The sequence below is a fragment of the Bizionia paragorgiae genome, assembly GCF_900107625.1.
GTDB lineage: Bacteria > Bacteroidota > Bacteroidia > Flavobacteriales > Flavobacteriaceae > Bizionia > Bizionia paragorgiae.
In genome coordinates, this window is the sequence record NZ_FNQK01000008.1 from 165,888 (window position 1) to 180,576 (window position 14,689).

Genomic DNA, 14,689 nt, shown 5'->3' on the forward strand with positions numbered 1-14,689 from the left:
TTAAATCCATAATTTCGCTAAATAATCAAAGTGCTCACCTTCGAAAACCATTTCACAGTGTAATCCAGAGGATGCTGCTGCTATATGTAGCGATTGGAAATCGAGATACAGCCATTTTAAAGGGACTTCGTCTTCATCTTTATAACTTAAATAATAATCGACTTCCCCGTGATAGCCGTTATGTAAATCTTGCCAGAAACCGCCATCTTCATCTTCAAACATATAAGTAATATCACTAGAATCGATTAGAATCTGTCCGCCAGGATTTAGGAGGCTTTTTAAATGTTTTAGGTAGCTAGGGATATTTTGAAACGTTTGAAAAATTCCAGTACCGTTCATTAATAATAAAATAGTATCGAAAGTTTCTGTCTCCTCTAACAAAGCTAAATGTTCAACCTGTTCAACCCCTCGCAATTGGCATACACGAACGGCTCCTTTAGAGGTGTCTATAGCCTTGACTTTAAAACCTTGGTTTTGTAAATATAAACTATGACTCCCAGCACCAGCGCCAACATCTAAAATGCGGCCTTTAGCCAAGCTTAAGGCTTTTTGTTCAATAGGAGGCATGTCTTCATAACTGCGAAATAAATAGGGCAGGGGTAACGTGTCTTCTTCAGAAATACTTGTAGCGGTAATAATATCTTCAGTGTAATTATTATTCTGATAATCTAATAAAGCGTTGCCAAAAAGGTCTTTCATTTTAAAAATGTGTTTTATTTCCGTGAAAATCGGAGATCTCTTTTATACTTTTGTACTATGCAAGACGAAATAAATAATCTGCCAAAGTTGGCCAAAGATAAGCATAAGGAAAACAAAACGTTTTTTACAAAGCTAAAAAAAAAGCCGCCTAAACAATTGGACTATATTATGCAGGAACTCCACGAGAAAGAGTTTGAGCGTACCGATTGTTTAACCTGTGCTAACTGCTGTAAAACTACAGGTCCTTTGTTTACCGATAAAGATGTGGATAGAATTGCTAAGCATTTTAAAATGAAAACCCAGCAGTTTATAGAACAATTTTTACGTGTCGATGAAGATAATGATTACGTGCTTCAGTCGGTGCCTTGTACATTTTTGGGTGCTGATAATTATTGCTCTATCTATGAGGTGCGTCCAAAAGCTTGTCGCGAATTTCCACATACCGATCGCAAAAAGTTTCAGCAAATCTCTAATATTACCCTTAAAAATGTAGCGATTTGTCCCGCAGCTTATAATATTGTAGAAGCCATGAAGGAACGGATTAAGTTGTAAAAGCTAGATAAAGTTAGGGTGTGATTAATTGCTGAGTGATATTTTATTCAGAAAATCATTATATTTATTGAATAACCAACAAACTACCCATGAAAAAATCACTCATCCTATTACTTATTGTTTTTCTTTCGTCATCGACTATAAAAGCCGACAATTGGCTTAGCTCTTTTGAAGATGCTAAAAAAATGGCTTTAGCAACTAATAAACTTGTTTTAGTTGATTTTTGGGCATCCTGGTGCGGACCCTGTAAGCGTATGGATTCAGAATCTTGGAATCAAGAGGATGTCAGATCCTTAATGAGTAATTACATTCCTGTAAAAATAGATTTGGATAATAATAAAAGTTTAGCAGCAAAATACGGTGTTAGAGGCATTCCTTATATTTTTATAATGGATGGGAATGGCAAGGTGATCCATCAACAAATGGGCTATAAACGGAAGAGTGAAGTGGTCGACTTGTTAAACAAATATGCTCTAAATACGTCGTTTTTAACCCGAGATCTTATCAACTACCACACTAAAGAAAATTTTGCTAATACATATAGATTAGCAAATAAATATCAAGATTACGCCATGTTTTTGGAACCCCATTTACGAACCGAATTTTTGGAAGTTTCAGATACTTATTTTAAAGAAGCTGAGCAAGGATTAAAGAAGAGTAAGTTAAAAAGCAAACAGGCGTTTAAACAGAAAATTGAATTACACGACATTCAAAAAAATCTGCTCTTAGATCGTTCCAAAAAAGCTTTAAAACAACTTGAAAAAATAGCTGATGAAGGTGTTGTGGAAACGAATAAGAAATTCTATAATCTACTAAAGTATATTGCGCAAAAAGATAATGATAATAGTGAGGAAGCTACAGCATTGGGTAAAGAGCTATCTGCAAATGATTTAAAAAAAGCCGAAATATTCTTTAAATAATAAATCGTATTATGGAATCCCTAATTAATTATTTTGAAACCATACCTACTGCACATCGTAGCTTGCTGCTTGTTGGAGGTATCACCCTATTTTGGCTTTTAGAAGGTGCATTCCCACTGTTTCGATTTAACTATAAAAAATGGAAACATGCTTGGCCTAATCTGTTTTTTACATTAACCACAGTTATTATCAATTTTGCTCTCGCTTTTTTATTATTAAAAACAGCCGATTGGGTAACGCTAAATAATTTCGGATTGATTAATTGGTTTCCAGAAATGCCACTGGGGCTTTATGTGCTGTTAGGTGTGTTGCTTTTAGATTTTATAGGTGCTTATTTAGCGCATTATATAGAACACAAGGTAAAACCATTGTGGATGATTCACCTCGTGCACCATTCCGATCATAATGTCGATACAACAACAGCTAATAGACACCACCCCTTAGAAAGTGTAATCCGTTTTGGGTTTACTTTGCTTGGCGTATTTATTATCGGAACCCCCATCGCCATAGTGTTTTTGTATCAATCCTTATCACTTATTGCCACACAGGTAACCCATGCAAATATTAAAATGCCGAGAACATTAGACCGAGTGCTAAGTTATATTTTTGTTTCTCCAGATATGCATAAAGTACATCACCACTATAAATTACCATATACAGATTCTAATTATGGTAATATTTTTTCGATATGGGATCGCCTTTTTGGGACCTATAGGTCGCTCGATCGGGAGTCTATTGTGTATGGTGTAGATACCTTTCCAAATGCTGAGGAAAATGCAAGTTTAAAACATTTGCTAAAACAACCTTTTCATAAATACCGTCATCCCGATTCATCTTTATAAAAAGATGTTAATCGTTAGCTGTTAGTCTGTTAGTCTCTTTGGTGACGTCGTAATTCTTTTATAAATAGCGTCTACTTTTAAGCCTAAATCTTCCTTTTTTTGTGGTTTAACATACATTAATCAATTTTATAGGTGCTTTGCCGAGTTTATTGTGTGTTTATTACAATTCACTGTAATTTTACTTTAAAATAGCAGGTTGCTATACTAGAGTATCCTGTTATTATCGCTTAATAATTAGTAATTGTTTTTCTTAACCATGAAGACACATCAAAGAATACTGTTTATTGTCTTGGCCTGCGTGCTAAGTGTAGTGGGGTATTCTCAAAACGGAGATTATACCAAACTAGACAAAAATATTAATGATAATAATTTAGGCTTAGAGCAAAGACTAAGTCGCAATGGCGACACATTAATTCTTAAAAGTAAGGAGCAAATTTTACGTGTTAATTTCTTAAGTCATAAAAATCAAGAAACCTTGAGTGTAGATGTGGTATCTCATACCGTACGTATTCCGTTATATCATTTTGGAGAAGGGCGCTATACCGTTGCCGTTTATAATGGCCCTAAGATTGTCGTGTTAGGGTTTAATCGTTTGTTACCATTACCTATTTCTTCAGATTTAGATTTTGATTTAGAAAAAAGTATTCTGCGGTCAAGTCTTTCGGATACCGATTTAAAAATAAGAGGAATCGAGCCTTTTAGTAAGTCAAGAACCTCAGGACTAACCGAAATTCAAGAAGAACCTTTTCAAAATCAATGGAAACCTAAGCGCGCATTGATAACTTCAAACTCGAAAGATCATGAGTTTGAAACTCAAGTAGAACCAAAGACCGATAAAGAATCAAATCAGTCCGTTTCTCAGGTTTCTACGAAATCGACAGAGGATCAAAAAGCTCAAGAAAAAATTAAATATAGCATTTCCGGAAGGAGAGGTCTTAAAGGTACAGGGAAGGAAATGGAAACTCGCGAAGAGTACCGCCAACGTAACTTAAGACCTAATGGAAAAAAATATGATTAATTATAGATAAAATACTGTTGTCTTAATTTTTCAAACGCCTCTAAGCCATTTTTCCAAGTGGCTTTTATTTGTGCCTCAGTTAATCCTGCTTCAATTTGTTCCTGTAGTTTTTTTGTACCCGCTAACTTGGTAAAAAAACCATTGCTAATAAAAAATGCCGACTTGTCTTTCGTGTTGTTGTAAGCGTTAATCAGGTAGCTTAAATTTAATTCCTCCAAGGGCTTTTCTGAACTTAAATTAAAGCCATAGCACAATTGGTTTTTATATTTAGGGTATTTAGCGCCTTCATTAGGTTTTGGCGTAAACTCAAAATTAGTATTCGATAAATAAGGAGAGCCATAAATTTGAAATTGTAAATCCGTACCACGACCAGCACTTACATTCGTCCCCTCAAAGAAACATAAACTCGGGTAAAGGTTTATAGAACTATCGTTAGGTAAGTTTGGAGAAGGTTTAATAGGTAGACTATAGGCCATGTCACGCTTGTAATGTTTCACAGGGATTACGGTAAGCTCACATTGTAGATTGTTGTTTAACCACTGCTCACCATTAATCATTTTTGAATATTCTCCAATAGTAAGACCGTGTACCACAGGAATAGGGTGCATACCCACAAAACTTTGGTGTTGAGGTTCTAAAATTGGCCCGTCAATATAATGTCCGTTAGGATTAGGTCGGTCTAATATAAGTACGGGAATATTGTGTTCGGCACAGGCTTCCATGACATAGTGTAACGATGAGATATAAGTGTAAAAACGAGCACCTACATCTTGAATGTCAAAAATTACCATATCAATTCCTTCTAATTGCTCGGCACTAGGTTTTTTGTTTTTCCCATATAAGGAAACGATAGGCAAGCCTGTTTTTGTGTCTATACCGTCTTTTACAAGCTCACCAGCATCAGCAGTACCTCGAAAACCGTGTTCTGGAGCAAAAACTTTTTTTACATCAACATGACGCTGAAGTAAAGAGTCTACAATATGTGTGTAAGCTGTTTGTGTCTTGTTTTTAAAAATAACCGAAGTTTGGTTGGCAACAATAGCCACGCGCTTGCCGTTTAATAAAGAGAGGTAGCTTTCAGTTTGATTCGCACCAACACTAAGTTGAGGGGGGGTATGAGTCGGGGGTGTAGGTTTAGTGTTAGTAATAGGCTTGTTTTTAGTGGTAGTGCTTGCAGTAGATTCACTTCCGCAAGAAAACCCTAAAAAAAGAAAGAATAAAACTGTATTTTTGAACAAAGTTAATTTCATAAGAATAATTTGAATTTCGAATATTTTATAGCTAAACGTTTTATAGACTCTAAAACGTATAAAAGTAGTATATCGGCACCAATAATAAAAATTGGAATTGTTGCCATTGCCTTAGGTATTATTGTTATGCTAATCGCCATTGCGACAGGGATTGGTTTGGAACAGAAAATTAGAGAAAAAGTAATTGCGTTTAACGGACATACTATTATTTCTAATTTCGATGCCAATAACTCCCAAGAAAGCATCCGGCCTATTACTACGAAACAAGAGTTTTATCCTCAATTTTCTACCGTAAATGGTATTAAGCATATACAAGGTGTTGCTACAAAATCGGGTGTTATCCGTAAGGAAGATGCTTACGAATATGTAATGGTTAAAGGCGTGGGTGCCGATTATGATTGGACCTATTTTAAGGAGTATTTAGTAGAAGGTGAATTACCCGATTTTACAGGCAAAAGAAATGAAGATTTATTAGTGTCTCGCTATTTGGCAGACCGATTGCATTTAAGTGTCGGGGATAAAATAAGTACTTACTTTTTAAAAGATGACGAAAATAAACCGCCAAGTATTATTAGTTACAATGTGGTCGGTATTTATAATTCCGGTTTTAAAGATTTTGACCAGTTATTTGTGGTTGGCGATATCAAACACCTTCAACGTCTTAACAAATGGGAAGACGATGAGGTTGGAAATTTCGAGGTTTTTATAGACGATTATAATCAATTAGACGCCAAAGACGAAGAAATTTACCGTGCTATTCCATCCACCTTAAAAACAGAAAAAGTATCCGATCGTTTTTATACCATTTTCGAATGGATAAGTATTTTCGATAAAAATATATACGGTATTATTGGTATAATGATCCTCGTAGCCGGTATTAATATGATTACAGCCCTACTGGTTTTAATTCTCGAGCGCACCCAAGTAATTGGGATTTTAAAAGCCTTGGGAAGCAGTAATGTGAGTATAAGAAAAATCTTTCTTTACAATGCCACCTATTTAATTATTGTAGGCTTATTCTGGGGGAACTTAATTGGTTTAAGCCTGTTGTTTGCGCAAAAATATTTTAATTTATTCCCATTAGATCCCGAATCATATTACGTGTCTACCGTTCCGGTTTATCTTAATTTGGGGTATATTTTAGCCTTAAACTTGGGGGCTTTTGTGCTCTGTATGGCCATGTTGTTAATTCCGTCGTATATTATAACAAAAATATCTCCGGTAAAGGCCATTCGCTTCGAATAGTAGTTTTTGGGCGTTACCTAAAGGTCGGGCTCTCGCTAGTCGCTTCCCGAAACAAATCGGGAGAGCTCCAACAATAGCTCCATCCCTAACGCATTTATTAGTCGATGTTTAGTAAAACAGCTAAGAATTCTTTACTTTTGCCGCAGTAAAAAAAGACTATGAAATACGCAAAAAATATACTTGAAACTATAGGTAATACACCGTTAGTTAAAATTAATGCTTTAACCAAAGACTTACCGTGTTTGGTACTATCAAAATACGAAACTTTTAATCCTGGAAACTCTGTAAAAGACCGTATGGCTTTACAAATGATCGAGGATGCTGAAGCCGATGGACGTTTAAAACCCGGAGGAACTATTATCGAAGGGACTTCTGGAAATACCGGAATGGGTCTAGCCCTAGCCGCTATAGTTAAAGGTTATAAATGTATTTTTGTAATGGCCGATAAGCAATCTAAAGAAAAAGTAGATATGCTAAAAGCAGTAGGAGCAGAAGTCGTTGTTTGTCCGACAGCTGTAGAGCCAGACGATCCGCGTTCTTACTATTCGGTTTCAAAACGCTTAGGAGAAGAAACACCTAACTCTTGGTATGTAAACCAATATGATAACCCTAGTAATACCAAAGCACACTACGAAAGTACAGGTCCAGAAATCTGGAAGCAAACCGAAGGTAAAATCACACACTTTGTGGTGGGGGTTGGAACCGGAGGAACAATTTCTGGTGTTGGAAAATATTTAAAAGAGCAAAATCCGAATGTGAAAGTTTGGGGTGTTGATACCTACGGGTCGGTATTTAAAAAATACCACGAAACAGGAATTTTCGATGAAAATGAAATTTATCCTTATGTTACCGAAGGTATTGGAGAAGATATCTTACCAAAAAATGTTGATTTTTCTATTATCGATGGTTTTACTAAAGTTACCGATAAAGATGCTGCTGTTTACACGCAACGTCTAGCAAAAGAAGAAGGTATGTTTTTAGGTAATAGTGCTGGTGCAGCAATAAAAGGTGTTCTACAACTTAAAGAACACTTCAAAAAAGACGATGTGGTGGTCGTGCTATTCCATGATCATGGAAGTCGCTACGTAGGGAAAATGTTTAATGACGATTGGATGAGAGAAATGGGTTATATCGAATAATATACCTTTTATTAAAATTAATATTAAGATTATAAAAAAAAAGTATAGCCCAAAAGCTATACTTTTTTTTGTTCTCTTGTATTGCAATTAAATTCTATAGTATTCAAAACTAATTACTTAAATTAGTAAGATGCAAGAAGATTTCCTACATTATTTATGGAAACATAAAAAGTTTCAAACCGGAGCACTCCAAACAACAAATAAAGAAACTGTTGTTATTAAGGCTGTGGGTGATCATAACCATAATTCTGGTCCAGATTTTTTTAATGCCAAGCTACATATAGGAGACCAATTATGGGCGGGTAATGTAGAGATTCATATTAAGTCTAGCGATTGGTACGTTCACCGTCACGAAACCGATGCTAATTACGACAATGTAATCCTTCATGTGGTTTGGGAACACGATACCGAGGTGTTTAGAAAAGACAATTCGGCGATACCTACTTTAGTTCTTAAACCTTATGTTCCTTTAGAAGCGATTTCAGCTTACCAAGCGATTTTTACTAGGTCTCAGAAATGGATTAATTGCGAAAACGACATCGAAAAAGTCGATTCTTTTGTTGTTAATAATTGGTTAGAGGGCTTATATTTTGAGCGTTTGGAACGAAAAGCAAATACGATTGCTTTGAGTTTGGAGCAAAATAAAAACAATTGGGAAGCGGTACTCTTTCAGTTGTTATGTAAGAATTTCGGACTTAAGGTTAATGGGGATGCGTTTTATAGTCTAGCGAAATCTATCGACTTCTCGGTGTTTAGGAAACATCAAAATAATCTACCTAGTTTAGAGGCTCTACTATTTGGGCAAGCCAACTTACTGTCTGCCGATGGTCAAGACCCCTATTTTTTAGACCTTCAACAAGAATATAGGTTTATAAAACAAAAATTTGGCTTGCAAACACAATCGGTGGTGCCAATGCAATTTTTTAGACTACGGCCACCAAATTTCCCGACCATTCGCTTGTCGCAATTAGCACAAGTTTATGTCAAGAATAAAAACGTGTTCTCTCAAGTTATAGAAGCTAAAACTATAGAAGCCTTTTATGATCTGTTTGATGTGGAAACATCGGTCTACTGGGAAAGCCACTATACTTTTAATAACCCTTCAAAAAAAAGCAAAAAGAAAGTTACTAAAGCGTTTGTCGATTTACTGCTAATCAATACCATAATTCCTATAAAATTTAGTTACTCAAAATTTTTAGGAAAGGAAAGCGATGATGAGTTAACCGCGTTAATTAGTGCTATCCCTTCAGAAAAAAATAGCATTGTCACAAAGTTTGGGAGTTTAAAAGTGAATTCTAAAACAGCATTACACTCTCAAGCTGTCTTACAATTAAAATCAGAATATTGCGATAAAAACAAATGTTTGCACTGTGCGATAGGAAATGTTTTAATTAACAGGCGTATTTAGTTGTGTTACTTGAATTTCTTGTGCACGCTTTCGCAAAATTTAGTAAATTGCACTATGAATATTTTTTATAAACCAGTTTTGTTTTTCCAAAAACACGGATATTACGTGTGTCAGCGTATTGCCGATAGGCTTGGGATACGAGCAAAAGTAGTACGGACTTCTTTTATGTATCTTACTTTTGTAACCTTAGGTTTTGGTTTTGCATTATACCTTTTTCTTGCCTTTTGGATTCGTATTAAAGATTTTATTTACTCTAAACGAACCTCAGTTTTCGATCTTTAAGATATGCAAGACTCTATCATCCGTTTTTTTAGAACTAAAATTTATACAGCATTAATTTTACTTGCTTTAGTTCTATTATTTGGCGTTTTAGGGTTTCGAATCATTTCTGGATACTCTTGGATTGATTCCCTATATATGACGGTGATTACGATAACAACCGTTGGTTTTGGGGAAGTTCAACCTTTAGACGATGCCTCAAAAATTTTCACGGTCTTACTTATTTTATTTAGCGTTATCATTGTAGGGTATGCCTTGACTGTGATTACCGAATATATTTTAAGTGGTAATAAGCTTGATCAATTAAAACAAAAAAATATGCAGAAAAAAATTGACGATCTAAAAAATCACATTATTATTTGTGGTTATGGTCGAAACGGAAAGCAAGCTGCTAAGAAATTATTAGATTATAAAAAGTCCTTTATTATTATCGAATATAATAAAGAAATCATAGAGAAATATCAAAGTGATGACATTCTATTTGTTTATGGAAATGCTAATGAAGATAAAGTGCTTTTAGAAGCGGGAATAGAAAGAGCATCTACCTTAATTTCGGCTTTGCCCGATGATGCCGATAATCTGTTTGTGGTACTTTCTGCACGACAAATAAATAAGGAAATGACTATAATTAGTCGTGCTGCTCAAGAAACCTCTTGTGATAAATTAAAGTTGGCAGGAGCAAATAATGTGATTTTACCCGATCAAATTGGGGGTGATCATATGGCGTCATTAGTAGTTGTTCCAGATTTATTAGAGTTTATTCAAAACCTGTCAGTGATTGGAGAAAGGAACATAAATATAGAGGAGATACACGTCAATAAACTGTATGATCCTACAACTAATATAAAGACTATTAGGGATTTAGATTTAAGAAACAAATCAGGGTGCACAGTTATAGGTTATAAAGCCAGTAATGGTGATTACCTCGTGAATCCGGAATCTGATATAAAATTAATGCCAGATTCTAAAGTGATTGTTTTAGGACGCCCGGAACAAATACATAAATTAAACGCCCTATTTAATTTAGATTAGATGAAACGATTTTAACGATGAGGGCTTTAATTATTCGTCATTTTTTTGCATATTGCTAACCTTTTACTAACAAATAATTAACAAATAAATATATTATGAAGAAATTTCTTCTGTCATTTTTTACAATTATTGTACCTTTTTTAACATTTGCCCAGGATTTCGAAATCGTTGGTGAGACGGTAAATCCTTCAAATAAAATTAATGATGGTGTTATAAATATTGCGGTTAAAGGCGGGGTAGAGCCATTCACTTACCGCTGGGACCAACAAAGTACACCTTTAACATCCAATCAGGCTGTTGGCCTAACAGAAGGGGTTTCTTACTCGGTAGTCGTAACCGATGCTACAGGAGCGAGTAAAACTGGTGTTTTTACCGTGGAAACAGAAGCTATAACAGAAGTTTTTAACGGATTAATGACGCCGGCAGTTGGTGCGCTTGGTTCTATTCTTTTTTGGGATCCATTCGCGGCTGTAGGAATTTATGACCCGGTTGTTTATGCCGATGTAAAACAAATAGGAATACCTAATTGGACAAATGATTTAGAAAATAAATACACGCTTAAAAAATGGCTTAAAGCGGACGGAGAAAAGGTTAATGTTAACGATCCTATAGCGGTTATAACCGATAAATCTGGACGTGATTTAACAGTAAAATCTTCAGCAAAAGGAGAGTTACACCACCAAACAGCAGAAGGTAAAGTTATTTATAACTCTGAAAACGCACAACATGTTATCGAACAAGGTGCGCATTATTTTGCGACTGTAAAATATGATGAGCCTGCTGTGCTAACGCATCCTAATGGAGACCCGCTTACTAAACCAATTTCTTTTATTGTAATTTGGTTAGTATTTGGAGCATTATTTTTCACCATTAGAATGGGCTTTATTAATATCCGCGGATTTAAACATGCTATCGATTTAGCACGTGGTAAATATGACGATCCAGATGCACCAGGTCAAGTAACGCATTTTCAAGCTTTAGCTACCGCTGTTTCAGGAACTGTAGGATTAGGTAATATCGCAGGTGTTGCTGTAGCTGTATCTTTAGGAGGAGCTGGAGCGACGTTTTGGATGATTGTTTGTGGTTTATTAGGGATGTCGATGAAATTCGTTGAGTGTACCCTAGGTGTAAAGTACCGTGATATTCTTCCTGACGGACGTGTGTTTGGTGGACCAATGAATTACTTGCGTTATGGATTTGAAAAACGCAATATGAAAGGCTTTGGAAAAGTGCTTGCTGGTATGTTTGCCGTATTGGCCGTTGGTGCTTCTTTTGGAGGTGGTAATATGTTTCAAGCCAATCAGTCATTCGAACAAATGGCAGGGCAGTTTCCTGTTCTTGCTGGACACGGATTCTATTTTGGTATCGCAACAGCGATTTTAGTAGGTGTTGTTATTATAGGTGGTATTAATAGTATAGCAAAGGTAACCGGGCGTGTTGTGCCTATTATGGCTTCTATTTATATTGTAGCTGCATTAGCAGTAATTATTATGAATATTCAGAACATCGGACCAGCATTTTCGGCTATCGTAGAAGGCGCTTTTAGCCCGTCTGCTTTAAAAGGAGGTGTCGTTGGTGTATTAGTGGTTGGTTTCCAACGTGCGGCATTCTCGAATGAAGCCGGTGTAGGTTCTGCTGCGATTGCGCACAGTACAGCAAAAACAAATCACCCGCCATCTGAAGGGTTTGTTGCCTTATTAGAGACTTTTATAGATACTGTAGTGGTATGTACTCTTACAGCCTTAGTGTTAATCTTTACAGGTATGCACGAAGTGGAAGGTTTAGCAGGTGCACAATTAACTTCTGATGCTTTTGGTAGTCAGATTTCATGGTTCCCATACGTATTAGCATTAGCAGTATTTTTATTCGCATTCTCTACCATGATTTCTTGGTCTTATTACGGAATGAGAGCTTGGACTTACTTATTTGGAAAAAGTAAAAAAGTGGAGTTTGTTTATAAAATGTTATTTTTAGTATTCGTAGTCATTGGAGCTTCTGTAAGTTTAGGAGCTGTTCTTGATTTCTCAGATATGATGATTCTAGCGATGTCGTTTCCAAATATTATAGGTTTATATATGATGTCTGGAGAAGTGAAAGTGGATCTTGCAGGGTATTTAAAGAAATTAAAAGCCAATCAATTGTTTAGAAAGATAGAAAGTAAATAACACACTCATATGAACTCTTTTAAATCCCATTTCGTTTATACTAAAAAACAACGAAATGGGATTTTTTTGTTTTTAATACTCATCTTTAGTTTACAGTGTGTGTATTGGTTTGTTGTTCCGAAAATGCTTGTGGATAACGCACAAGATGAACAGTTAGATACCGCCAAAATACAACAGTTTTATACGGTGATGGATTCTTTAAAAGTCATTGCTATTGAAGAGAAAAAGCCTAAAATATATCCGTTTAATCCTAACTTTATTACCGATTATAAAGGCTATACTCTAGGGATGACTAACGAAGAAATAGATCGTTTGCTGACATTTAGAGCTCAAAATAAATGGGTAAATAGTGCTTCAGAGTTTCAGAAGGTTACCCAAGTGTCCGACTCGCTTTTAGCAGTACTATCACCACATTTTAAATTCCCTGCTTGGGTTACACAGCCTAAAAAAGCGACTAACTTTAAGAGTAGTTTTAGTAATATTTCTAAAACAGAAGCTCAAAAAATAGATTTAAATACAGCGACAGCAGTACAGCTTCAAAAAGTTTATGGAGTAGGAGAAAAACGCTCCGAACGGATTATTAAATACAGAACCAAACAGCAAGGCTTTATTTCTATGATCGAGCTTCAAGAAGTTTATGGCTTGTCTCCAGAAGTTATAGAAAATATTAAAAACAACTTTTCTGTTAAGTCCCCAAGGGTCATTACAAAAATAAATTTAAATACCGCTACACGAGATGAATTGGTGACAATAAAGTATATAGACTACGAAACTGCGCACCATATAATCGAGCAACGCACCTTGAGAAATGGTTTTAAAAGTTTTGAAGAATTAACAAAAGTAAAGGGCTTTCCTCTAAAAAAAATCGAGATAATTAAGTTATATTTGGCGATAAATTAGAATATAATAAATTATCGAATACTATGGATAAAAGATACTTTACCGAAGAGCATCAACTTTTTAGAGAAAGTTTACAAGAGTTTTTAAAAAAAGAAGTGGTTCCTCATATAAATAAGTGGGAAGAAACAGGTCATATCGAACGTTTCATCTGGGAGAAATTTGGAGAAATGGGATTTTTCGGATTAGCCTACCCTGAGGAGTTTGGCGGATTAGATTTAGACCTTTTTTATACCGTGATCTTTTTAGAAGAACTTCAGAAAGTGAACTCTGGAGGTTTCGCAGCAGCTATGTGGGCACATGCTTATTTAGCAATGACACACTTGAATGCTGAAGGTGGTCAGGCGATAAAAGAAAAGTACCTTGCTAAAAGTATTACCGGTGAGATGATTGGTGCGATGGCAGTAACAGAACCTTTTGGAGGTAGTGATGTGGCAGGAATGCGTACGACCGCTGTTAAAAAAGGAGATTCTTATATCATCAACGGCTCTAAAACCTTCATTACAAATGGGGTGTATAGCGACTATATAGTAGTAGCTGCAAAAACAAGTCCGGAGTTAGGAAATAAAGGAATTAGTATGTTTGTTGTGGATAGAGATACTCCAGGTGTATCGGCAACAAAACTAGATAAATTAGGATGGAGAGCCTCAGATACGGGAGAAATTGCTTTCGATAATGTAGAGATTCCAGCGAGTCATTTAATGGGAGAAGAAGGAAAAGGTTTCCCTTATATCATGCAACACTTTGCTTTCGAACGTTTAATTATGGGAGTGAATGCACATGCTAGAGCTGAGTTTGCTTTAGAGTATGCTGTTCAGTATATGAGTGAGCGTGAGGCGTTCGGACAAACGATTAACAAGTTCCAAGCTTTACGTCATACCATGGCAGATTGTTTTGCAGATATGGAAGTGTGTAAAGAGTTTAACTACTCGGTAGCTGCACGTTTAGACAAAGGGGAATACGTTGTAAAAGAAGCAACTATTTCTAAGTTGCGTTCAACAAAAATGGCCGATGAAGTGATTTATCAGTGTTTACAAATGCTAGGTGGTTATGGGTATATGGAAGAGTATCCTATGGCGCGTTTATTAAGAGATAGTCGTCTTGGACCAATAGGTGGCGGTACCTCTGAAATCTTGAGAGAGATTATCGCAAAAATGGTAATCGACAAGAAAGAGTACAAGCCAGCGGTTAAGCACTAATGTGATTGGTGTTTTTGCGAAAATGGTTTTTCCATTTGCAAAAA

At 35.8% G+C, this 14,689-nt stretch carries 14 protein-coding genes; 12 read left to right on the forward strand and 2 right to left on the reverse strand.

Features of this window, described 5'->3' with window-relative positions; genetic code table 11:
* Positions 1 to 699, reverse strand: coding sequence for a class I SAM-dependent methyltransferase (locus tag BLV64_RS07745; protein ID WP_092133700.1), 699 nt, complete (start codon positions 697 to 699; stop codon positions 1 to 3).
* A 57-nt stretch (positions 700 to 756) separates the two neighbouring features.
* Between BLV64_RS07745 and BLV64_RS07750 the strand changes: the two genes are divergently transcribed.
* The 4 genes from BLV64_RS07750 to BLV64_RS07765 all read left to right on the forward strand — a co-directional run bounded on the left by BLV64_RS07750 (position 757) and on the right by BLV64_RS07765 (position 4,031).
* On the forward strand, positions 757 to 1,251 hold the full coding sequence (locus tag BLV64_RS07750) for a YkgJ family cysteine cluster protein (protein WP_092133702.1): 495 nt from the start codon (positions 757 to 759) through the stop codon (positions 1,249 to 1,251).
* A gap of 89 nt (positions 1,252 to 1,340) precedes the next feature.
* Positions 1,341 to 2,171 (forward strand): thioredoxin family protein, encoded by an 831-nt coding sequence (locus BLV64_RS07755; protein WP_092133705.1) that lies wholly within the window; start codon positions 1,341 to 1,343, stop codon positions 2,169 to 2,171.
* Positions 2,172 to 2,182: 11 nt separating this feature from the next.
* Positions 2,183 to 3,013: a sterol desaturase family protein gene (locus BLV64_RS07760; protein ID WP_092133708.1), complete on the forward strand. Its 831-nt coding sequence runs from the start codon at positions 2,183 to 2,185 to the stop codon at positions 3,011 to 3,013.
* Positions 3,014 to 3,269: 256 nt separating this feature from the next.
* Complete coding sequence (locus BLV64_RS07765; protein WP_092133711.1) at positions 3,270 to 4,031, forward strand: hypothetical protein; 762 nt, start codon at positions 3,270 to 3,272, stop codon at positions 4,029 to 4,031.
* Here BLV64_RS07765 and BLV64_RS07770 read toward each other — a convergent pair.
* Positions 4,028 to 5,281: an exo-beta-N-acetylmuramidase NamZ family protein gene (locus tag BLV64_RS07770; protein ID WP_092133714.1), complete on the reverse strand. Its 1,254-nt coding sequence runs from the start codon at positions 5,279 to 5,281 to the stop codon at positions 4,028 to 4,030. The two genes, BLV64_RS07765 and BLV64_RS07770, sit on opposite strands and share 4 nt — an antisense overlap.
* A 9-nt stretch (positions 5,282 to 5,290) precedes the next feature.
* Between BLV64_RS07770 and BLV64_RS07775 the strand changes: the two genes are divergently transcribed.
* From BLV64_RS07775 to BLV64_RS07810, 8 genes are all read left to right on the forward strand, one after another.
* Positions 5,291 to 6,526: an ABC transporter permease gene (locus BLV64_RS07775; RefSeq protein WP_092133717.1), complete on the forward strand. Its 1,236-nt coding sequence runs from the start codon at positions 5,291 to 5,293 to the stop codon at positions 6,524 to 6,526.
* A 158-nt stretch (positions 6,527 to 6,684) separates the two neighbouring features.
* Positions 6,685 to 7,665: a PLP-dependent cysteine synthase family protein gene (locus tag BLV64_RS07780; RefSeq protein WP_092133720.1), complete on the forward strand. Its 981-nt coding sequence runs from the start codon at positions 6,685 to 6,687 to the stop codon at positions 7,663 to 7,665.
* Positions 7,666 to 7,795: 130 nt separating this feature from the next.
* Positions 7,796 to 9,073, forward strand: a complete 1,278-nt coding sequence (locus tag BLV64_RS07785) for a DUF2851 family protein (RefSeq protein WP_092133723.1) — start codon at positions 7,796 to 7,798, stop codon at positions 9,071 to 9,073.
* 54 nt (positions 9,074 to 9,127) lie between these two features.
* Positions 9,128 to 9,355, forward strand: coding sequence for a PspC domain-containing protein (locus BLV64_RS14730; RefSeq protein ID WP_092133726.1), 228 nt, complete (start codon positions 9,128 to 9,130; stop codon positions 9,353 to 9,355).
* 3 nt (positions 9,356 to 9,358) lie between these two features.
* The gene (locus BLV64_RS07795) at positions 9,359 to 10,384 is read left to right on the forward strand and encodes a potassium channel family protein (RefSeq protein ID WP_092133729.1); all 1,026 of its coding nucleotides are present in this window, start codon (positions 9,359 to 9,361) and stop codon (positions 10,382 to 10,384) included.
* Positions 10,385 to 10,479: 95 nt separating this feature from the next.
* Positions 10,480 to 12,549: an alanine/glycine:cation symporter family protein gene (locus BLV64_RS07800; protein ID WP_092133732.1), complete on the forward strand. Its 2,070-nt coding sequence runs from the start codon at positions 10,480 to 10,482 to the stop codon at positions 12,547 to 12,549.
* A 9-nt stretch (positions 12,550 to 12,558) separates the two neighbouring features.
* Positions 12,559 to 13,449: a ComEA family DNA-binding protein gene (locus tag BLV64_RS07805; RefSeq protein WP_092133735.1), complete on the forward strand. Its 891-nt coding sequence runs from the start codon at positions 12,559 to 12,561 to the stop codon at positions 13,447 to 13,449.
* Positions 13,450 to 13,472: 23 nt separating this feature from the next.
* Positions 13,473 to 14,645, forward strand: a complete 1,173-nt coding sequence (locus BLV64_RS07810) for an acyl-CoA dehydrogenase family protein (protein ID WP_092133737.1) — start codon at positions 13,473 to 13,475, stop codon at positions 14,643 to 14,645.
* The last annotated feature ends 44 nt before the right edge of the window (positions 14,646 to 14,689 follow it).